The organism is Sneathiella chinensis, from assembly GCF_012720115.1.
GTDB lineage: Bacteria > Pseudomonadota > Alphaproteobacteria > Sneathiellales > Sneathiellaceae > Sneathiella > Sneathiella chinensis.
Genome location: NZ_VNWN01000010.1, coordinates 63,005 through 83,816, shown reverse-complemented (window position 1 = coordinate 83,816; position 20,812 = coordinate 63,005). Strand labels below are relative to the sequence as shown.

20 protein-coding genes are annotated in these 20,812 nt (G+C 53.8%); 14 read left to right on the top strand and 6 right to left on the bottom strand.

The window, feature by feature from the left end:
• On the bottom strand, positions 1 to 816 hold an 816-nt coding region (locus FQB27_RS16405; RefSeq protein WP_169562162.1), incomplete at its 3' end, for a helix-turn-helix domain-containing protein.
• 168 nt (positions 817 to 984) lie between these two features.
• Between FQB27_RS16405 and FQB27_RS16400 the strand changes: the two genes are divergently transcribed.
• From FQB27_RS16400 to FQB27_RS16375, 6 genes are read left to right on the top strand one after another with little or no spacing between them, the layout of a single operon-like run.
• Positions 985 to 2,211, top strand: coding sequence for an amino acid ABC transporter substrate-binding protein (locus FQB27_RS16400; RefSeq protein ID WP_169562161.1), 1,227 nt, complete (start codon positions 985 to 987; stop codon positions 2,209 to 2,211).
• A 28-nt stretch (positions 2,212 to 2,239) separates the two neighbouring features.
• Entirely contained in the window at positions 2,240 to 3,112 is an 873-nt protein-coding gene (locus FQB27_RS16395) for a branched-chain amino acid ABC transporter permease (protein WP_169562160.1), read from the top strand.
• Between the two features lie 6 nt (positions 3,113 to 3,118).
• Positions 3,119 to 4,030: a branched-chain amino acid ABC transporter permease gene (locus FQB27_RS16390; protein ID WP_206374764.1), complete on the top strand. Its 912-nt coding sequence runs from the start codon at positions 3,119 to 3,121 to the stop codon at positions 4,028 to 4,030.
• Positions 4,027 to 4,758 (top strand): ABC transporter ATP-binding protein, encoded by a 732-nt coding sequence (locus FQB27_RS16385; RefSeq protein ID WP_169562158.1) that lies wholly within the window; start codon positions 4,027 to 4,029, stop codon positions 4,756 to 4,758. Before FQB27_RS16390 ends, FQB27_RS16385 begins: the two co-directional genes overlap by 4 nt.
• Complete coding sequence (locus FQB27_RS16380; RefSeq protein ID WP_169562157.1) at positions 4,751 to 5,464, top strand: ABC transporter ATP-binding protein; 714 nt, start codon at positions 4,751 to 4,753, stop codon at positions 5,462 to 5,464. Before FQB27_RS16385 ends, FQB27_RS16380 begins: the two co-directional genes overlap by 8 nt.
• Before the next feature lie 19 nt (positions 5,465 to 5,483).
• Positions 5,484 to 6,935, top strand: a complete 1,452-nt coding sequence (locus FQB27_RS16375; RefSeq protein WP_169562156.1) for an aldehyde dehydrogenase — start codon at positions 5,484 to 5,486, stop codon at positions 6,933 to 6,935.
• A 131-nt stretch (positions 6,936 to 7,066) separates the two neighbouring features.
• On the opposite strand, the gene FQB27_RS16370 is transcribed toward FQB27_RS16375, so the two are convergent.
• The 5 genes from FQB27_RS16370 to FQB27_RS16350 form a co-directional block, all read right to left on the bottom strand.
• Positions 7,067 to 7,402 (bottom strand): AzlD domain-containing protein, encoded by a 336-nt coding sequence (locus FQB27_RS16370; protein ID WP_169562155.1) that lies wholly within the window; start codon positions 7,400 to 7,402, stop codon positions 7,067 to 7,069.
• Positions 7,392 to 8,099: an AzlC family ABC transporter permease gene (locus tag FQB27_RS16365; RefSeq protein WP_169562154.1), complete on the bottom strand. Its 708-nt coding sequence runs from the start codon at positions 8,097 to 8,099 to the stop codon at positions 7,392 to 7,394. Before FQB27_RS16365 ends, FQB27_RS16370 begins: the two co-directional genes overlap by 11 nt.
• A gap of 2 nt (positions 8,100 to 8,101) precedes the next feature.
• On the bottom strand, positions 8,102 to 8,626 hold the full coding sequence (locus FQB27_RS16360) for a helix-turn-helix domain-containing protein (RefSeq protein WP_169562153.1): 525 nt from the start codon (positions 8,624 to 8,626) through the stop codon (positions 8,102 to 8,104).
• Between the two features lie 155 nt (positions 8,627 to 8,781).
• Complete coding sequence (locus FQB27_RS16355) at positions 8,782 to 10,404, bottom strand: DHA2 family efflux MFS transporter permease subunit (RefSeq protein WP_169562152.1); 1,623 nt, start codon at positions 10,402 to 10,404, stop codon at positions 8,782 to 8,784.
• Positions 10,401 to 11,438, bottom strand: coding sequence for an HlyD family secretion protein (locus FQB27_RS16350; protein ID WP_169562151.1), 1,038 nt, complete (start codon positions 11,436 to 11,438; stop codon positions 10,401 to 10,403). Before FQB27_RS16350 ends, FQB27_RS16355 begins: the two co-directional genes overlap by 4 nt.
• 89 nt (positions 11,439 to 11,527) lie before the next feature.
• Here FQB27_RS16350 and FQB27_RS16345 point away from each other — a divergent pair, with 89 nt between their 5' ends.
• The 8 genes from FQB27_RS16345 (at position 11,528) to FQB27_RS16310 (ending at position 20,811) form a co-directional block, all read left to right on the top strand.
• Positions 11,528 to 12,154: a TetR/AcrR family transcriptional regulator gene (locus FQB27_RS16345; protein ID WP_169562150.1), complete on the top strand. Its 627-nt coding sequence runs from the start codon at positions 11,528 to 11,530 to the stop codon at positions 12,152 to 12,154.
• 12 nt (positions 12,155 to 12,166) lie between these two features.
• Positions 12,167 to 12,550, top strand: coding sequence for a hypothetical protein (locus tag FQB27_RS16340; RefSeq protein WP_169562149.1), 384 nt, complete (start codon positions 12,167 to 12,169; stop codon positions 12,548 to 12,550).
• A 273-nt stretch (positions 12,551 to 12,823) separates the two neighbouring features.
• Positions 12,824 to 14,938, top strand: coding sequence for a flavin monoamine oxidase family protein (locus FQB27_RS16335; RefSeq protein ID WP_169562148.1), 2,115 nt, complete (start codon positions 12,824 to 12,826; stop codon positions 14,936 to 14,938).
• 5 nt (positions 14,939 to 14,943) lie between these two features.
• A complete protein-coding gene (locus FQB27_RS16330) occupies positions 14,944 to 15,918 on the top strand; it encodes a hypothetical protein (RefSeq protein WP_169562147.1) in 975 nt (324 codons plus the stop codon).
• Positions 15,919 to 16,144: 226 nt separating this feature from the next.
• Positions 16,145 to 17,356 (top strand): urea ABC transporter substrate-binding protein, encoded by a 1,212-nt coding sequence (locus FQB27_RS16325; protein ID WP_169562146.1) that lies wholly within the window; start codon positions 16,145 to 16,147, stop codon positions 17,354 to 17,356.
• A gap of 78 nt (positions 17,357 to 17,434) precedes the next feature.
• The gene (locus tag FQB27_RS16320) at positions 17,435 to 18,295 is read left to right on the top strand and encodes an ABC transporter permease subunit (protein ID WP_169562145.1); all 861 of its coding nucleotides are present in this window, start codon (positions 17,435 to 17,437) and stop codon (positions 18,293 to 18,295) included.
• Between the two features lie 10 nt (positions 18,296 to 18,305).
• Entirely contained in the window at positions 18,306 to 20,129 is a 1,824-nt protein-coding gene (locus FQB27_RS16315) for an ABC transporter permease subunit (RefSeq protein WP_169562144.1), read from the top strand.
• On the top strand, positions 20,113 to 20,811 hold the full coding sequence (locus FQB27_RS16310; RefSeq protein ID WP_169562143.1) for an ABC transporter ATP-binding protein: 699 nt from the start codon (positions 20,113 to 20,115) through the stop codon (positions 20,809 to 20,811). Before FQB27_RS16315 ends, FQB27_RS16310 begins: the two co-directional genes overlap by 17 nt.
• The last annotated feature ends 1 nt before the right edge of the window (position 20,812 follow it).

Sequence of the window (20,812 nt, the reverse complement as noted above, 5' to 3'; positions counted from 1 at the left end):
TTGACCGGGGGAAAGGCCCATATGCTTTCGAAAGAAGCGGTTGAAGTAGGCTGCGTCCTTAAATCCCAGCTTATAGGCAATTTCCGAAATCTGTTGAGGCGAGGTCAGGAGCTGCAGTTCCGCTTCCTGTAGGAGCTTGCGGTGGATCTCGGCGAGAGGGGACCGCCCGGTCGCCCTTTGAACGGCCGAGGTCAAGCGATCCTTGGTCACGCCGATATGGGCTGCATAAGCAGCAACGGTCCAGTGGTCGGTCAAGTGCAACTCAACCAGAGAAACAAAGTTCTGAAAGATGGATCTTGGAATAGCCGTTGAGTGCCGTATCTCGGTCGCACTGGCTCGCCAGATCTGAATAAGAAGAAGTGTCAGGTTATATCTGACAATGTCCTGTGTCGCCGGGGCATTGGTATAGAGTTCTTCATGGATCGTGTCAGTCAGGATCTGGAGTTGCCTGGCGGTTGTCTTGAGATCCGGCTTTCTGATAATCGGGGCCGCCAGCGCGGCTCTCACATCAACGCCGAGTGAGCCGGAGGGGAGCGAGATACCCAGTTGGAGTTCCGGGATGCTGACAACCATCCCTCGTGTTCCGGCTTTAATCCCAACCTTGGAGGAGACGCCCTGCGGCACCCACACAAAAGCCGGAGCCTGAATGTCGGTGTCCGTGTCTCCGATAAGGAGAGTTGCCGTTCCGGCGAGCAGCAGGAACAGATGGTATCTTCCCCCGCGCAGAACGTACTCGGTTTGTGTCAAGCTGCTTTGCAGGATTGCCGCTTCAACATTTTCCCAAATAGGGGTTGAGGGCGCGTTCCGTGCCGTCATTTTAAGCAACCCATCTTCGTTATTCCTCCCTGTATCCTTTAAAAGTACAATTTTTTCCTCATTTAGTCTATTTGTAACGGGTGCTTCCTTCTCTACCCTTCTTATTACCTAAAAACGATATGTCGTGGCAGCGCCTTTGCTGGAACCGGGCAACTTTGGGAGGGAAAAATGACAGATAGAAGGAGAGTTCTGCGAACAACTGCGTTCGCGGTGGCTGCTTTGACGGCAGCGACAAGCTTATTCACAGGACAATCAATCGCAAGCGCAGACACTGTCCGAATTGGATATGCGGTTTCCAAAACGGGCCCAAATTCTGCCGGTACCGGAATTACGACAATTCCCAACTACGTGTTGTGGGTGAAAGATGTCAACGAAGCAGGCGGTCTGAAGCTTCCGGATGGCAGCCGCCGAATGATTGAGGTGATTGAGTATGACGATCGATCCTCCTCCGAAGAAGCCGTGCGCGCTGTCGAACGTCTGGCGGTGCAGGATAAGGTAGACTTCATTTTGCCGCCCTGGGGCACGGGCTTTAATTTGGCGATTGCGCCGCTGATGGATAAATTTGGGTATCCGCAATTGGCCGTTACGGCTGTGACGGATATGGCGCCAAAATTCGTGCAGCGATGGAAAAAAAGCTTCTGGTTTCTGGGGGGCGGAAGTGACTATTCGAAGGCCCTCGCTGAAATTCTGGGGTCGGCGCATAAGTCAGGCCAGATCAATAACAAGGTTGCCGTTGTTTCGGTTGCCGATGGTTTTGGCATTGATTTGATCAAATCGGCGCGTCCGGCCTTCAAGGAAGCAGGGTTGGAGCTGGTGTTCGACAAGACCTATCCGCTTGGGACGAAAGATTTTAACTCTCTCCTGACGGAAGCGAAAACGTCAGGCGCAGATACCTTTGTTGCGTTCTCATATCCTCCCGGAACTTTCGGAATGGCCAAGCAGTCGAAGGTTTTGGGGTTCAATCCAAAGGTTATGTATCTTGGGGTCGGGGTGGGCTTCCCCGTGTTTACAAAAATTATGGGGCCTGACGTGGCCGGTGTGATGAGCCTTGGCGGGGTCGATCCCAACAGTCAGGATTTCAAGGACTATGCAGCCCGGCATACGGCCGCGACAACAAATTCACCTGATTTCTGGGCGAGCAGTGTGACATATGCCAGCCTCCAAACCTTGCAGCAGGCGATTGAGCGGGTTGGACTGGACCGGGACGCGGTTGCCAAGGAAATTTCTACGGGTGAGTTTGATACGATCCTTGGAAAGATCAAACTGGAGGATAACCAGCTTCGTAAGCTTTGGTGGACGGGGCAGTGGCAAGACGGTTCTTTTGCCGCGGTCTCCCCGAATTCGCGGGACGGGGCCTCATCCGTTGTCATTCCCAAGCCGGAATGGTCTCAGTAAGCCTATCAGTTCGTAAAGGTCGCAAAACATGCTGACAACCTCTCTCGTTATCGGGTTGGTTCTGGGGGGAACCTACGCTTTGGCCGCGCTTGGGCTGACCATGCAGTATGGCGTCTCCCGCATTATGAACCTGGCCTATGGGGAATTTGTGATTGTCGCTGCTTTTGCGACCTTCGTTCTGGTGTCGACACTGGGTCTTGACCCGTTGCTCAGTCTCTTGCTGGTCGGGCCAGCTGCTTTTGTCATTTCCTACGCGGTGTATTCTGTTTTGATGGCACCATTGGTCAAACGGTCCCGGAAAGGCGGAAATCTGGAGATTGACTCCATTCTGGTGACGTTTGGGCTGCTGTTTTTAATTCAGGGAATACTCCTCGTCATATTTGGGGCGGATTTTCAAAGCTACAGCTATCTGAATGTCGCTGTGGATCTGTTTGGTGTGACGATTGCAGCCAATCAGGTTCTGGCTTTCGGTCTGGCAACTGTTCTGGGGATTGGCCTTTTTCTTTTGATCCGGTTTACTCGATGGGGGCTGATTTTGCGGGCCGTGGCACACAGGCCAGACAACGCCCCGCTGGTTGCGATCAATGTGGACCGCGTGGCGCAGCTTGCCTTTGCTTTTGGGGGCATGTTGGCAGCGCAAGCAGGTGTTGTCATTTCCATGTTCCAGACATTCACAGCAACGGCGGGCGTTGTTTTTACCATGAAGGCCTTGATTGTGGTGATCATGGGCGGCGTCGGCAATTTTCTGGGGGCGCTGATAGCGGGGCTCATTCTTGGTCTGGTCGAGGCTTTTGTCTCTGCCTATCTGGATCCGGGACTGACGCTGGCATCCACCTATCTGATTTTTCTGGTTCTTTTGTTATGGCGACCGCAAGGGTTGTTCGGAAAAAGCGTGAGTTGAATGCATATGAGTAAGAAGTTTGGCCTTTTCGGCGGGCTGCTCGGGCTGCTGGCGTTCGCCCCCCTCGTTTTCGAGGATTATGGCCTCGGATTGATGATCGGGATTGTCAGCTACGCCATTCTGGCACAGGCGTGGTCCCTTTTTTCAGGGCCGACCCGGTATATTTCTCTGGCGACGGTCGCATTCTATGGTGTGGGCGCTTATGTGGTCGCGGTCCTTAACGAGGATCTGGCCTATCCGCTGATCCTTCTGATTGCTGTTGGAACAGGCCTCGTGATGTCTTTGGCCGTTGGTATTGCGACCTTGCGGCTTGCGGGTGTTTACTTCGTTATCTTCTCCTTTGGTCTTGCGGAGCTGGTTCGCCAGCTGATCACCTGGTACGAAGTGAATGTCAGCGGCACCTTGGGGCGCTATATCTTCCTGCCGTTTGAAGCCCGGCATATTTACTGGATGTTGCTGGTTCTGGCCGGGGTTACCTTTGCAATTGCCTGGTGGATCCGGAATAGTCGTACCGGTATGGCGCTTCGGGTGATTGGTGAGGATGAGGATGTCGCCTCCCATGTGGGGATCAATATCACCAGAACCAAGTTGCTTCTTTTTGCAATCAGCGCGTCTCTCATGACATTGGTGGGGGCAATTCAGGCCCCCCGCTGGGTGTATATTGAGCCCAGTATCGTGTTTAACCCCACAGTGTCCTTCTTGACTGTCATCATGGCATTGCTGGGTGGGCCACATCGCTTGCTGGGACCCATATGCGGCGTTATTCCGCTGTTCCTGTTGTTTGAGTGGTTGTCTGCCAACTTCCCGAACCATTATTCCATTCTGCTGGGTGGGGTCTTTATCCTGATCGTATTCCTGCTGCCCAAAGGCGTTCTGGAGTTTGTCGATCGTTTCCGTCTGGGGGGCGCTGCAAAATGACTGTGCTGTTGCAAACAGAGGACCTGACAAAGCGCTTCGGCGGCCTGACGGCGGTGAGGGGGGTGAGTTTCACTCTCTCCTTCGGGGAGGTTGTTGGTTTACTCGGGCCCAATGGATCGGGAAAGACCACATTGCTGAATATGATTTCGGGAGCCCATCGGGCGACTTCCGGTCAGATCAATTTTGAAGGTCACCCGATCCAGAACTTGCGACCGGATCAAATCTCAAAGCAGGGAATTGCAAGGACTTTTCAGTTGGTGAAGGTTCTGCCGACCATGACGGTGCTGGAAAATACCATTTGCGGGCTCGCCTTTGGTTCGTCCCGAATGTGGGGAGCAGAGGCAGAGGGCAAAGCCATGGAAAAACTGCATCAGGTCGGTCTTGCCGATAAAGCAAAGCAGCCAGCCGCAACCCTGACCTACATCGACAGCAAGCGGTTGGAGCTTGCGCGGGCGCTTGCGGCGGATCCGCATCTCCTGTTGTTGGATGAATGGCTGTCAGGCTTGACCCCGGAAGAACTTCAGGAGGGTATCAAGCTGATTAAATCGATCCGCGATGCGGGCGCCAGCATCCTGATTGTGGAACATATCATGAGCGCCATCCGCGAACTTTGCCCGCGTTGCATTGTCATGAATGCTGGGGAGAAAATTGCTGATGGACTGACTGGTGACGTGCTGCAGCAACAGGATGTCATCGAAGCCTATCTGGGAGCGCCGCACCATGCTTAGTCTTTCGGATTTATCCTTGAGTTACGGAAAACATCTGGCGTTGGATAAGGTGTCGTTTCAACTGGCCGAAGGCGAAACTGTTGTGATCCTCGGCGCAAATGGGGCAGGGAAAAGCTCGCTTCTGAAGGCGCTGGCCGGATTGGAACGGTATTCCGATGCCGCGCGGATAACCTTTGTTGGGGACGATATTGCAAAGATGCCGGCTCACAAGAGGGTGGACCTTGGCTTGTCCCTGGTGCCGGAGGGGAGGGGGTTGTTTCCCGCGTTGTCGGTGGAAGACAACCTGTTGCTTGGCGCCAATACGCGAAATGGACGCCCTCGGGAAAAAGAGAATAGAGACTATGTGCTTGACCTGTTTCCCAAACTGAGAGTGCGGGCAAGACAGTTGGTCGGAACCATGTCGGGGGGCGAGCAGCAGATGGTTGCCATCGCCCGTGCATTGATGTCGGCGCCAAAGCTGTTGATGCTGGATGAGCCGAGTTTGGGGCTGGCCCCGATCGTTGTTGGCGAGTTGTTTGAAACGCTGAAATCAATTCGTGCGTCCGGGGTTTCCATGTTGATTGTTGAGCAAAATGTTCAGGCGAGCCTTGGGATCGCAGACCGGGGCTATATCATGGAAACAGGGCGTATTATTGGAGAGGGCCGCGCTGAAGACCTTCTCTCTGATCCAAATCTGCAAGAAGCCTATCTTGGAACCTCCGCTTAAATCTAGTCAGGAAAAAATCATGAATAACGTTGGTCTTTTAATTAATGGCTCCACTCAGGAAGCCGCTGGCGGTGCGTTTTTTGATCGTCAAAACCCGATCACAGGCGAGGTTGCAACCCGGGCAGCGGCAGCAACGGTCGATGATGCGTTGAAAGCAGCCGATGCGGCAGCCATGGCCTTTCCCGAATGGGCTAAAACCTCGCCAAAAGGGCGCCGGGAAGTCTTGCTGAATGCGGCGGAAGCGTTGAAATCGAGAGCGGACCGGATTGTCGAGGCAATGGCGGATGAAATTGGTGCAACCACCGCCTGGGCCATGTTTAACGTTGGACTGGCATCGGATATGCTGGTTGAGGCGGCTTCCATGACAACCCAGATATCCGGAGAGCTTATTCCATCAAACCGGCCGGGTAGCCTTGCCATGGCGGTTCGCCAGCCTGTGGGAGTGGTTCTCTCCATCGCCCCGTGGAATGCCCCGGTTATTCTTGGGGTAAGGTCGATTGCCATGCCGCTTGCCTGCGGGAATAGTGTGGTGATGAAAACCTCTGAAATCTGTCCCAACACTCATATGCAGATCCTTGAAGCGTTGACGGAAGGCGGGCTTCCCAAGGGTGTCTTGAACGGGATTTCCAACGCTCCGGAAACGGCTTCCGAAATCGTAGAGGCATTGATTGCCCACCGGGCTGTTCGGCGGATCAATTTTACCGGTTCAACCCGGGTTGGAAAACTTGTGGCGGAAACTGCAGGACGGCATCTGAAACCTGCGCTGCTGGAGCTTGGAGGGAAGGCGCCGGCGGTCATTCTGGACGATGCCGACCTCGATCATGCTGTCGCTGCAGTTGCTTTTGGCGCCTATATGAATCAGGGTCAGATTTGTATGTCCACTGAGCGGGTGATCGTGGATGAAGCTGTTGCTGATCCGTTTGTGGAAAAATTAACTGACAAGGTTCGAACCTTGAAGGCTGGCGATCCACGAGAGGGAAAAACGCCTCTTGGATCGGTGGTTGACAAGACTGCCGCTCAAAGGATTCAGGAGTTGATCAGTGATGCGGTGGACAAGGGGGCCGTTGTTCTTGCCGGCGGTGTCGTTGATGGAACCATTATTGGGGCAACCTTGCTGGATCGGGTGTCGCCTTCCATGAGGATCTATCGTGAGGAAACTTTTGGGCCGGTGGCGTGTATCTATCGGGCGGGTAGCGTTGATGAGGCCGTTCGTATTGCAAATGATACGGAATATGGACTGTCCGCTTCCGTCTTTGGGCAAAATACCATGCGCGCCATGTCCGTGGCGCAGCGCATTGAAAGCGGTATTTGTCACATTAACGGCCCCACTGTGCATGATGAGGCACAGATGCCCTTTGGGGGAATGAAGGAGTCTGGTTATGGCCGGTTTGGAGGGAAAGCCGGAATTGATCAATTTACTGAACTTCGCTGGCTGACCATTCAGGATGGTCCGCTGCATTTCCCAATTTGATCAGTTCAGGTGTGGCCGGGGAGGTATGGCAAGAGGTGCCATACCTTTGAAGTCACTCCGGAGGGTGGGTTTTCGGTTTTCTGTGGGCAGCAGGGACGTTGCGGAAAAAGCATCCCGTTTCAGCCTTGTCTTCAGGACGCGAGGGTTACAAAACCATACGCGACCACACCGGCGAAAACGGGCCAACCCAGAGATCGCTTAAACCACCATACAGTGAGGGTTGAAAGCGAACCTATGGCCGTTGCGATCCAGGCCTCCGGGGTCATTGAAGAGGGGACCAGAGAAACGCCGAACATGGCAGCAATCATGAGTGGTCCAAATACACTGAGCCATGTCGGCATTTCCGCGGCGGCCTCTTGGGATTTGCGCCGGGCAAGATGACGCTGCATCCAGATTAGCGGCAAGAGGCGCATTAACAACGTGCCAACGGCAGAGATGATCAACGCAATCCATAAATCATTTGGCATTCTGTTCGTCCTGCCTTTGTATGAGATAGTAGATAATTGCCCCGCTTACCGCAGCGAGAGGAATGGCAGCATTTAAGTACCCAAACAGTTTGAGCAGAAATGCCAGAATAGTCGTGGCACCAAGGGTAATGATCCATATCCGGGATGTAAAAAGCGGCGCAATGAGGACGAGGAAAAGGGCAGGGAGTGCAAATGGCATGACTTCTCCCAGCAGCGGCCAGCGTGCTGTCAATTCTTCACCTGCGACCGCCCCGAGGGCTGTACCAAAGATCCAGCTTAGCCAGGCAAGGAGGGCGGCTCCCGTATACCAGCCCATTCGGGCATTTTCGGGCATTCGGGGCAGGCTTGTGAGCGACAGGGCAAAGATTTGATCCGTTAGCCCATGCATCAACCAGGGCCACCAACGGCTTTGGGGCAGGTAAATAGCGATATTGGGTGCATAGACGACATGGCGCGCATTGATAAGTAAGGTCATGGCGATAACCAGCCAAAGAGGCGTGCCTGCACTCATCATGGCGACAAACAGGAACTGTGACGCCCCGGCATAAATAAAAATGGAAATCAGGATGGTTTCCAGCACATCAAAGCCTGACTGTGTGGAAATCAAACCGAAAGAAATGGCGACAGGGATATATCCACCAAGGAGGGGAAGGGCGTCATAGATTCCCCGCAGGAAGGGGGTGCGTGATAGGCTCATGGTCAGGCCTTATCCTTGGGATAAACAATCGTCATCATCACTGTCGCCCCGTTTTCACCGCTACGATAAACATGAGGCTGATCCGCATGGAAAGTATGGGCTTCACCGGCTGACAAAAGCTTGGCGTCATCCAATGCGCCCACTTCCAGATGACCACTGATGACAGAGACCGTTTCTGTTGTCCCGCAAGAGTGGCCTTCAGCCTTGTGTTCTGTTCGAGGGGCGCAGGACATCCAATAAATATCCACGGGTGGATTGTCTGTCCCGTGATCAATGAGGCGGATTTCGATGTCTCTCTCTTCGATTGAGCCGCTGATGGGATGAATTAAGGCGCTAAAGGGGACGTTCAACTGAATGGCCAGCCGCCAGATGGTGTCAACCGTTGGGTTGCCATTCCCTTGCTCTATGCGTGATAGATTGGACTTTGCGATCCCGGCCGTCTGTGCCAGTTGCGAAAGGGACATATCACGGTCCTGGCGGAGTTTCTGTATATGCTGCCCCAACTTGTTGACGTTCAGTTTATCCATAGAAGGCGCCTTATGTTCCATATAAAGAACGTTCTATATATGGAACAACAGGAAGTCAATCACCAATCCGTCTCTTCACTCCTCCGGAAAAAGCAATAGGGTACGCGCCTCTGGCAGAACCTGTCTCTTGAGGGGGAGGGAGCCCTGTCGCCTTTTTATCTGCTGGGTTCGTCTGGAGGGTAAGGGGGCATGGTTTTGGAAATGACAATTTTAGAGGCGACCAGCAGGGGGGCGGCGATGAGGAGAGATACCGTGATGCTCTGGAAGGCGGTATCGTAGGCGATGACCGAGGCTTGATACCCGACCTTCTGACCCAGTGTTGTAATCGCGGTTTGCATGGCGGCTGTCTGTTCAAGGCCGCGGCCAGCCAACAGGGCGGTCAGGGATTGCAGCTGTTCGGAAACGGAGGCCCGGCCAGAGGCGATATGGGCGCCGAGGATGCTCTTGTTGAGCATGGTTTGATTGTGAAGAAGCGTTTCAAGGAAGGCGACGCCGAAAAGCCCGCCGATCTGCCTGCCAAGATTGAACAGGCCGACACCATAGGCGGCTATTTGGCTTTGTAACCCGACCAGTGTCGTCAGGGTTATGGAGAGGAACAAGAACCCGAGGCCCAATCCTCGCAGCAAAATGGCAGACAGCAGATCATGGGTTCCGCTTTCGCCGTTGGCGCCAGACAAGAGCCACATGGCGCTCATGAAAATCAGGATGCCGAACGGGACGGTTATCGGCGGCGGCAGTTTGGCCCATCTGACAGCGAAGGCGGTCAGGAACAGGCCGATTACAAAGGTGATGGAGCTTGGCAGCAGGAGAAGGCCCGCCTCCGTCGCCGTCATTTTCAGGACAGACAGGGCGAAGGATGGGATCGCAAAGGCGCTTCCAAACAAGGCGAAGCCGGCCACAAAACTTGCCAGAAAACCAAAGGTAAAGTCCGGGCTTCTAAAAACCTCCAGATTGATCAGGGCGTTGCTATTCTGCGAACGGATCTGGTGAATTACAAAGAGAGCGAACGACGCGACACCAAGAAAGGTGAGGTGCAGAACGTGAGGGGCGTCCAGCCAGTCCCAGCGATGCCCCCGAGTGAGAATATAGGTCAAGCAGACAAGGAAGACCGAGGCCGCGGATATACCAACCCAATCAACACCTGATCCCGTTGCCCCGGTGTCATCGTCGATTTCTGAAACCGCAAGCAGGAACAGGGCCACAAGGCCGAGCGGGACGAGGAACAGAAAGACCCAACTCCAGGAAAGAGTGTCCACGAGCCATCCTTGCAGGGAAGGGGCGAGGGCGGTCGGACTGACAACGGCGGCCATGGCGAAGACGGCTTGTATGGCCGGTTGTCCTGATTTGTGAAACATCTTGAGCAAGACGGTTTGTCCGCCAACCAGTATGATGCCCCCGGCCATGCCCTGAAAGATGCGCAGGAGGACCTGAATATCAAGGTTTGGGGTGAGGGCGGCAAGGCCGCATGTTAGGGTCATCATGCCTGTCGCAGACCGCAGGCAGATTTTGGCGGAAAAGCGGTTCATCAGCCATGGCGTGACGAGAAAGAAAATCATCTTGGTCGCCAGATACCCCATATTGAGGCGGGCGTATTCGTCGGATGTTGCCGCAAGGTCGCCGGGCATATCCAGACGCGCAATGGACAGGGTTGTGGCGGTAATGGTCTCGGCAAAAACGGCAAGAAGGATGCCAGCGACCAAAAGCACCCGCGTGTTCAGGCTTGACCGATGTCGCTCTTTCAAGGAGGCGGCGGGAAAAGATGCAGGGACGTCGGTCATTCCCGGTTCTCGGCAATTTTGATGGTAACCCGGGCGGACAGCCCCGGCACCAGACGACCAGGCAACGGATTTTCGGCCAGTTGGATTTTGACCGGGACCCTTTGGACAACACGGACAAAATTTCCGGTCGCATTGTCTGCGGGGATCAGGCTGAAGGCGGAGCCTGTACCGGGGGACAGGCTTGCAACGGTACCATTAAGCTCTAATTCAGGGTATCCGTCGACCTGGATCCTTGCTTCCTGACCGGCTTGGATATGTTCCAGTTGAACTTCCTTGAAGTTGGCAATCACCCAGATCGGGTCGGTGGGAACGATATCCAGCAAGGAGGTTCCCGGTGCGACAAGGCGGCCGACACGTAGCTGGCGATTTCCGACAATGCCGCTCACCGGCGCGCGCACAATCGTATTGTCCAGATCCAGCCGGGCAAGTTCACGGCTTGCCTTTGCCTGTTTCAGCGTTGCGTCTGCCGCTTCCTGCATGGCGGCAAGGACCTGAAGCTTCTTTCTTGTCGCGTTGAGGGCCTCTCTCGCGGCCTTTACCGCAGCGTCGGCCTGATCCCGTGTGGCTTTCGCCTTGTCAAATTGTGCTTTGCTGGCGGCTTTCGTGCGGGCAAGGCTTTGGTATCGTTCGAAATTCTGCTGTGCAAGATTTCGTGCCGCATGGGCGGATGCCAGTTTGGCCTCTGCCTGAAGGATGATCGCGTCCTGCAAGCCGCGTTCTGCATCAATGTTGGTGAGGGCGGCCATGGCGGCGGACACATTTGCTTCTGCTTTGGAAAGGCGCGCCTTGTAATCGCGATCGTCAATGCGAAACAGGATGTCACCAGACTGGACGGACTGGTTGTCCTGAACGGCAACCTCAACAATGTAACCGGAAATCTTGGACGCAAGGGACGTGATGTCCGATTGAAAATACGCATTGTCAGTGGCCTGTTCGAAGCGACCGGATTGCCACCAGTGCCACCCTGAAAACAGGAGGAACGCGATCAGGCCGGCGAGACCTGACAGGATGAAGACTTTGAGAAAATTTCGCATCGTTTCAAATCTTGTTGGTGGATATTGTCATTTGACAAAAATGGTACGGTACGGTACCGTACCAGTCAACATAAAAATGGAGACTGACCGTGTCTGAACTTTCCAACTCCCGGAATTCTGCTACCAACGATCGCCGTGCCGCCATCATTGCCGCTGCTGCCGATCTCTTTTTTGAGCATGGCTATTCAGCAACCAGTGTCGATGCCGTTATTGCCCGTGTCGGTGGCTCCAAACGGAATGTGTACCAGGAGTTCGGTAGCAAGGAAGGCTTGTTTGCGGCGATTGTCACCGAAATCGCCGATAGCGCGCTCGGTGGATTGAATATCGATGATACTGAAAGCCGGGACCTTGGCGAGATACTCCGCAGTTTTGGCTGTAAATTATTGCAGGTCTATATGTCGCCTGCGTTGATCGGTGTGCTGAGAATTGTCATGGCAGAGGCCCCAAGGTTTCCTGAACTGGCGCGGGCGGTTTATGAACGGGGGCCGGGAAGGTCTTCAGACTGTCTGGTCAAGGTGCTGGAAAATGCCAGAAGCAGGGGGGAGGTCAGGATCACAGATTGCCAACTGGCCGCTGAAAATTTCATGGGCATGTTGCGGGACAATTTTCATATGCAGGTTGCCCTTGGCCTGAAGGCGTCCCCCAGCGAGACGGAAATCGCAGCGCGGGTTGCCTCGGTTGTTGATAGTTTCCTGTATGGTATTTGCGTTCGGTGATTGCTGGATCACATGCCGCCAACGGATGCCTTGAGAAAGCTGGTCGCCTTTACCTTTGAGCATCACAGTCGTCACCCTGATTTTATTCGCCTGGTGATGATTGAAAACATCCATCATGGCGCCTATTTGCAGCAATCCGATATTATTCGCGACTTGAACATTACAGCGATTAAAGAGCTTGAACGGCTCTATGCGAGAGGCGTGGAACTTGGGGAGTTTCGAAGCGGCATCTCTCCGCTGGAAATTCACTGGCAGATCAGCGCCCTCAGTTTTTTCAACGTCTCCAACCGGGTGACCTTCTCCATGATTTTCGGGGATCAGCTTTTTTCCACTGAAAATCAGAGTTCGTTAAGACAGTCTGTTGTCGACCTGATTGTCCGTAACGTCCAAAAATGAGCCCCCTTTAGCGGACAAGTCCGTAAACACAGGCCCTCTTCGTCGCAACTCGAACACCAGGCCCCGCCTTTTGGCGGGTTTTTGTTGTTTTGGATGCAAGGAAGGGAGGGCGGTAACCCAATTTTCTTCAACTCTGGATCGGAAGTCAGGCGTCTGGGCCGTTTCTCTCAACCATAACGCTCTACTCATATTCACAGTATCGCTGAATTCACGTCATTTTTGCGACCAGGTCAGGGCATCCACCCTGACCGCTTTGTTTGAAGGAACGTGAATATGACGAATAAGTGGTGTGCAAGTTTTCCGGGGCCGCTGGATTTGAATTTCAACTATCGGAAATTAATGGCTGGGACTGAGGAGAGCCTCGGTAAGTTGAAGGGGGGAGAAGAACCTCTTCGAGTTGCGATTATCGGCGCCGGTGCGGCCGGGTTGACGGCAGCGCATGAACTGGTGCGCAGTGGTGTCAATGTTGATTTGTTTGAAGCCAGTGATCGTTATGGCGGGCGGTTCTGGACAAAAACACTCGGAGCGGGGCAGTTCACGACGCAAGAAGCCGGTGCCATGCGGATGCCGCCTTTCATTCCTGACGATCAGAAAAAAGAAACGTCGAAAGAAAAACGTCAGTTGCAAGTTTATAGCGGTTGCTCGCTGCTTTCTCACTATTTGAACAAATACAAGATATCAACCGGAGAGTTTCCAAATCCTGGCTCTGATGTGGCGGATACCGGTGTCTACTATGAGCGGGGCAAAGGACATTTTTCAGATGAAGGGCATGATCCAGAGATGTTGATCTGGAAAAAAGGGACCGCCGCTCCTGATTCAAGGAAAATCAAAGATGTCAAAAAGAAATGGGAGGCCTTCAAAGACAAGGTCAACAAGTTTGTAAGCCAGTATTACGGAACGGAGGACTGGCTCACCATGTGGCGGGGGATTGTCAGCAACTACTACCAATATACATTTCGGGATGTGGTTCTTATGAAGCCCGCTAAAGCAAGCGATAAAAATCCATGCTATTGGGGCGGGCTTGGAATGACAGAAGAAGAGGCGCGTATCTTCTATGTGGTTGGCGCCGGAGATGGGGGATGGGGGTCTTTCTTTAACCTGAGCTTTCTGTATGTAATGCGGACTTTTGTTGGCGGGTTTGGAACAGACCTGCAGGTTATTGAAGGCCTGTTCGAGGACAATGAATACAATCCCGGACGTGGTTTCGGAGAAACCTTGAGAGATAGTAGCGGCAACGTGATCCCGAGCCCCAAATATCTGGGAACCTCGACAATTACGGATTGTATCCTGTTTCAGGGGTTGGATGGCTCCAAAGAAGACGTATCCCTCTATGAAAAGTTCCTCGATATACATGATCCAAGCCATTTATTCCTGAACTCTCCGGTCTCTGAAATCCGCAAGGTGGGAGACAAGATCTTCCTGCGCGTGAAATCAGGGGCTGCGGCAGGGGCTCGGGAATATTTGCGCACCGGTATCTTTGGGCCTATCGACGGAATGCGCCTTGATGGCGGCGGAACACGTGAACATGCCGTGGGCTATGATGCAGTTATTGTGACGGTTCCAAGCCATCAGATTGGCACTGAAGTTCGGGTGGAAGGGTTCGATGAGAAAACAGAATGGCCCGCCGCATTGGAAGCGCATCTTTCCCAGGCCCATTGGGAACCCTGCTGTAAGGTTTTTGTCGAACTGAAGAAGCCGTATTGGGAAGATGAAGACTGTCTGATCCCTCAATGTATTTCCAGCGATTCATTCCTGCACGACATCTATGGTGTCAAGGTTGACCAAGGCGGAGACGAGCAGACCGGGACGTTGCTGATCAGCTATACCTGGTGGCGGGATGCAACCAAACTTGTTTGCTATGAGGATCAGGAACTGATCAATATGGCCGTTGAGGAAGCCGATCGGATGTTGGCAACATGCTCGAATCTCCGCAAGAAGGATGGGAGTGTGGCAACCATATCGGAGTTCGTCAAATCCGATGAACATGGCAATTTTAAAGGCTGGGTCCACCATTGGGAGACACAAAAAACCTATAAGGGCGCGGCGTGCCTTTATGATCAGAATACATGGGAAAGCACCCGCATGCCGATGTCGTATAATCAGCGGTTCGGGGCTCAGTCCGGGCTGTTCCTTGCCGGTGAATCCTATCATGTGGATGCAGGCTGGGTCGAACCTGCCTTCAGAAGCGCGATTGATGCCACGCTCCGAATTCTGGAAAGGTCTGACAGATATGATCTGACGGCAGGCCTGAGGGATGGGTTCAATTTTGCGCGGGATTACATCAAATATGATGAAGCGTTTAATCCCAGAAAGCGGGATGAAGCTCTGGCGGCTGTAAAAGCAATCATCGCGCAATCCGGACATTCTGCTGCAAAAAGCGGAAAGTAAGAAAGATGAGGAATGAAACTGACTGGGACGCACTGCTGACGGAAATGCAGTCAGTCGTCCCGGATCTGACAATTTCCCCGTCGGAATGGGAAACTATGGAGGCGGAAACGCCTCCATATCAACTCTGGTTTATCATTGCGGCCGCTATTTTCTTCGCCGTCACAATGGTCTATGGCTGCCAGAGAAACCGCGAGGAGGCAACCATTGCTCCTCGATGGTTGCGGCAATTGAACATTGCCCAAGGGCATTATAGTGGCTTTTTGCTCGGCCATATCCTGCGCGAAGCTCTAAAAGCGAGCGGCGCTGGAACCCCCCAGATTGAACGGATCCTGCATATCGCGACAATTCCGGCAAATATGGCGATCGCCATGGGGACCGGATTTCCCTTTTCACCGCTTGTCGCCGGGCCGGGGGATGAGGGGGCCGATGTTCTTGCCGGACTGCCGACGTATAACCTGAATGGCGCAAGTCAGGTTCAACTGATGATCTTGTACAAGGCGATGACGCAGGCCCTTGTGGCTCTTGTATCCTATGCTGGGCTTGGAAATCAGGCGCCTTCGACTGTTTATCCCGCATTGGCGCTGGGTGAATTTCTTTACATGGTCAGTCGCCGTCAGCGTGGCGCTGCTGCCCCGCTTCCAATTTGGGCGGGGGAAAGTGAAGAGATTAGAAATCGTCTGGAAACGGGGCCGGTAAATCTGCTTTATGGCCTGCCCGGAGCGGTGGGGTCCACGTTTCTTGTTGGCGGAATGTGGCAAGGGTATTCCTCTACTCCCCCGGAGGATTATTGGGGGCACGAGTGGGGGCTGGCAAGTGGACCGCTTGGGATCGGCTGGAATGTGCTCACAATGATTGCAGTCGAGGAAATTATCTATCTCGGATGGATCGGCGCTCAATATTTGGGCTATCGCGCCTTCAGAACCCCTGCAGGAGAGCGTCAGCAATCAGGAGTGGAGATAGAGGAAGTGAGGGACGAATAGGGAATTTGGATCGCACGTCGTGAAAAAATTTCGGTTTGACCTTCAGTAAATATTATTATTAGAAAAAAGTAATTGACAGTCCTTTTTTGCGTGTCCTTAATAGGGATACGCATATGGGCGTGGAAAATTTGAAAGCGACGTAGCTGGCACTGGATGGTGAACAGGTATGTCGTTTTTTTTGTTCAATTTCCATATGCCAGATACGTCCTCTAAAGAAAGGGCGATCATGATCAAGTCATCTATCAAAAGGGTCAGCGTAGCCGCGCTGTTGACAGCTTTGGCATCCGGGACTGCCTTTGCTGATGCCAAAATCGGAGCCATCTTCGATTTGACGGGCGGTCTCAATATTTATGGTATTCAGCAGAACAACGCCTTGCAGTTGGCCGTTGAGGAGATCAACGCAAAAGGCGGTGTGTTGGGCAAACCTGTCGAGGTTGTGACCTATGATGCCCAGTCCGAGCTTAGCAAATATACGCAATATACCAACACAGCCATTCTGCGAGACAAGATTGATGTTCTGTTCGCCGGATTGACAAGTTCCTCCCGCGAGGCAATCCGTCCCATCGTCCGGAAGGCCAAGGTGCCTTATTTCTATTCCTCTCTCTATGAAGGGGGGGCATGTGACAAGCAGACATTTGTAACGGGTTCATCCGCGTCCCAGCAAATGTCGAAGCTGATCACGTGGGGCCTGAAAAAATATGGGCCGAAGATCTATATCATGGCCCCGGATTATAATTTCGGAACCATCTCGGCCCACTGGATTCATGAATTTGCAAAAGCCAACGGCGGCGAAGTGGTTGGGGAGGATTTCCTGGCGCTGACCGTGACGGACTATGCGCCCATCCTGCAAAAAATTCAGGCGGCAAAACCCGATTTCGTGGTGGCCTTGCCTGTAGGGGCGAACCAAACAGGTTTTCTTGAGCAGTTCGCAGCCGCTGGGTTGAAGGACTCCATTGGTATCGTCTCGACAAACTATGGTTCAGGGAACCAGCAGGTTGTTGTTTCACCGGAAGCCGGGAAGGGCATCATCGCCAATCAGGGCTATTTCATGCAGGTGGAAAACCCGGAAAATGAGGAATTCGTGCAGAAATGGCACGCCAAATTCGGGTCCGAGGTTCCCATTGTCTCGGGCGCGGTTGATGTCTGGAATGCGGTCCATTTGTGGGCGATTGCCGCAAACAAGGTCGGTTCTGTCGACAATGACAAGGTGATCGAAGGTTTGGAAAAGGGCATCAGCTTTGATGCACCAAACGGAAAGGTCAGTATCGATCCAAAGTCCCACCACCTGAACCAGAATATCTATATCGCAGAGGGGAACACCTCTCACGGGTTCAATATTATTGAGACCTATAAATCTGTTCCAGCCGTTTTCGAGAATGAAACCTGTGATTTGGTGGCGAACCCGGGTCAGGCCGGTCACTACGTACCGGGTCAATAAAACTGAGTGACTGTACCGGGGCGGGCCGACAGGGGACTGTTCGGCCCGCCGATCCTTGAAATACGGAAAGTTAAGGTAATGGACTATTTATTCGCGGTTCTCCTCTCCTCTCTCTCCAGCGCATCTATTTTGCTAATCGCAACTATCGGCTTGGCCGTTGTGTTCGGATTGATGGGGGTGATCAATCTTGCCCACGGGGAATTCATCATGTTCGGGGCGTATGCAGCGCTTACGGCAACCCAGCAGGGCGTGCCGTTTATTCTGTCGATCCCGATTGCTGTTCTTCTGACCATGATATTCGGGGCGCTGGTAGAGATATTGATCATTCGCCGGCTTTATGGACGCATGTTCGACACCATGCTGGCAACTTGGGGCTTGAGCCTGGCGTTGTATCAGTGTGCCGTCATTATATTCGGAACCGTTTCGCCGGGGATCGGCATGCCCCAGATGAGTATTGCCATCGGGGAATACAGCCTCGCTGTGTATCCCCTTCTGATGATCGTTGTCGCGGCGTCAATGTTGATCGGTGTCTATTACCTGTTGACGAAGTCCGTCTATGGCATGAAGGCCCGTGCGGCCATTCAGGTGCCGCATATGGCGCGGGCGATCGGCATCAATTCTTCCAATACAAATACTTTGACCTTCGCAATCGGGTGCGGTCTGGCGGGTTTTGCGGGCGCTGTCCTGTTGCCCATTGTGCCCGCGACGCCCTCCATGGGGTTTGCGTTCGTGATCAAATCTTTCCTGATTGTTGTGGTGGCTGGGCCTGTCACGCTGGCGGGGAGTGCGCTTTCAGCGATCGGTATGGGCGGGGGGGCAAGTGTGATCTCCAGCTTCATGACATCCGTGGCCGGGGACATTTTCTTTTTTGCCCTGACACTTCTGTTGCTGCGGTTCTATCCCCTCGGCATTTCCTCGCGCTGGCGTTTCAAGTTGTAAGGGGCTGAAGATGACATTTGAAAATCTATACAAGTCCTTTAAATACTCGCTTCCCCTTGCGCTGGTTGTGATGGTGATTGCAGGTCACGGAGCGATGGACCCCTACCTTGCCTATGTGGCAACCTCGTGGGTGATCTTCGGGCTGCTGGCCATGAGTTTGGATCTGGTGTGGGGGCGCGGCGGAGTCCTGAGCCTTGGCCAAACCGCGTTCTACGGGCTTGGCGGATATTTCGGGGCGGTCGTTGCCGTGAATATGGCGCCCGTTACCGGGAACAGTCTGATCTGGCTTCTCCCTGCCGGAGCCCTGTTCGGGGCCATAGCGGCCGCCCTCGTCGGGTACCTGATTTTTTATGCCAGAACCGGGCCACTGCAGACCACCATCCTGACCTATACCTTCACCCTCGTTTTGTGGACGCTGACACAATCCTTCAAGCTGACGGTAGGCGATGCGGTCATCGGCGGGGACAACGGAATGTCCAATATCCCCGGATACATTCTGGGATTTGGCGAGGGGGCGGAAAGTGCGGACCCCAACCTGATGTTCCTGATTGTTGTCGTGATCTCGGCGCTGGCCTATCTGGGGGTTGTCCGCTTCATGGATGGCTCGTTTGGTCGCATCATCGATTGTATCCGTCTGGATGAGGAAAAAGCGGAACTGCTTGGTTATGATGTTCGAAAGTTCCAGCTTTACAATTTCCTGCTGGCGGGGGGTGTGGCGGGTCTTGCCGGCGGGCTGTATGCCGGCTGGGCGAACTACCTTAACCCTTCCATCTTCTCAGTGCAGGAAGCCCTGCTGGTGCCGATCTATGTTCTGGTTGGCGGACGCGGGACATTAAGCGGTGCGTTTGTCGGCGCCTTGCTGATTGGCGGCGTGTCTTTCTGGCTAGGCGGTGGTGCGATCGGGGGGCAGACGACCCTAATTCTGGGCATCACCCTGATTATTCTGGTGATGTTCCTGAAAAAAGGACTGTTGGGTGCGCTGGATGATCTCTGCCAGCGGTTCCTGCCAGACTATAATGCGGCGGCGCGGGACATGAAACCGGTCGAGGTGGATAGCGCCGTTGTTTCCAAAATCATGCTGGATGCGGAAGCGGTCGCCGGGCCCGCAAAATCCTTGCAAAGTCGTGACCTGTTGAAACGCTTTGGCGGGGTCGTCCCGGTCGATCATGTCTCATTGTCCTTCGGTCCCGGAACACCGCATTCCCTGATCGGTCCAAACGGGGCTGGAAAAAGTTCCTATCTCAAGGTTTGTGTCGGTCTCTATCCTCAGGATGGGGGGCAGATCCTGTTGGGGGATCAGGATATCAGCAGCCTGCCAATGTATGAACGGGTGCGCGCGGGAATAGCGGTCAAAAACCAGAAACCACAGGTCTTTCCGGAACTGAGTGTTCAGGAAAATCTCTGGATGGCGGCCTATTCCATGAGCCGGGAACCGGAGAAAGCAGGTGAGGTGTCCTCTGCCATCCTGCATATGCTCGGCATGGATAAACAGCGGGAGGTGAGTGCCGCTGTTCTCTCTCACGGGCAACAGCAATGGCTTGATATCGGAATGGTCCTCTGTCTGGCGCCGCGGGTCATTCTTTTCGATGAACCCGCAGCGGGTATGACAAATGAGGAAACCCGGGAGCTGTCAAAGCTGGTGAGGCTGCTGTCCCAATATGTCACCATCATTGTGATTGAACATGACATGGAGTTCGTGAGGACACTGGACGGGGCGGTGACCGTTCTGCATCAGGGGCGGCTCTTTACCCAGGGCAGTATTGCCAAACTCAGAAATGATGAGCGTGTATTGGATATCTATCTTGGAAGGCGGGCCCATGTTCAAAATCTCTAACGCAACGGGCGGCTACGGAAAAACGACCATCATTCGGGATGTCAGCCTGGAGGTGGGCGCTGGAGAGATTGTCGCCTTGCTGGGACGCAACGGGGTAGGAAAATCAACCTTGATGCGATACGTCACGGCCGAAATTCCCAATTGGGAAGGGCGGGTTGAACTGGACAATGCTCTTTTGCCGGATACCACATTCGGCCGGGCGCGCGCTGGACTTGGATATGTTCCCCAAGGGCGCTTTGTCTTTCCGCGGATGTCGGTGATCGAGAATATTGCTGTCGCTGCCGCCACCAATGGTCACAAGCCAAAGCAGGCGGTTGAGCATGCGATGGAGTGGTTCCCAATGCTTAAAAGCAAGGCCGCCGCGCTTGCTGGTGGGTTGTCCGGCGGTCAGCAGCAGGTCCTTGCACTGGCCCGCGCGCTTGCCATGAAACCGAAAGTCCTTTTGCTGGACGAACCAACCGAGGGGGTCCAGCCGTCTATTATCGATGAAATGGCGGGAATCCTTTTGAAGATCCGCGAGGAAAGTGGCATCGCCATTCTGGTCGCCGAGCAGGATCTGGATTTTTGCTTGTCCATCGCCAGCAGGGCATATGTCATGGAGAGAGGGGCTGTTCGCTTGGCTGTTGACCGCGAAGAGCTACGGCAGAACAAGGAGTTACAACAGGAATTGTTGGGGGTTTGAC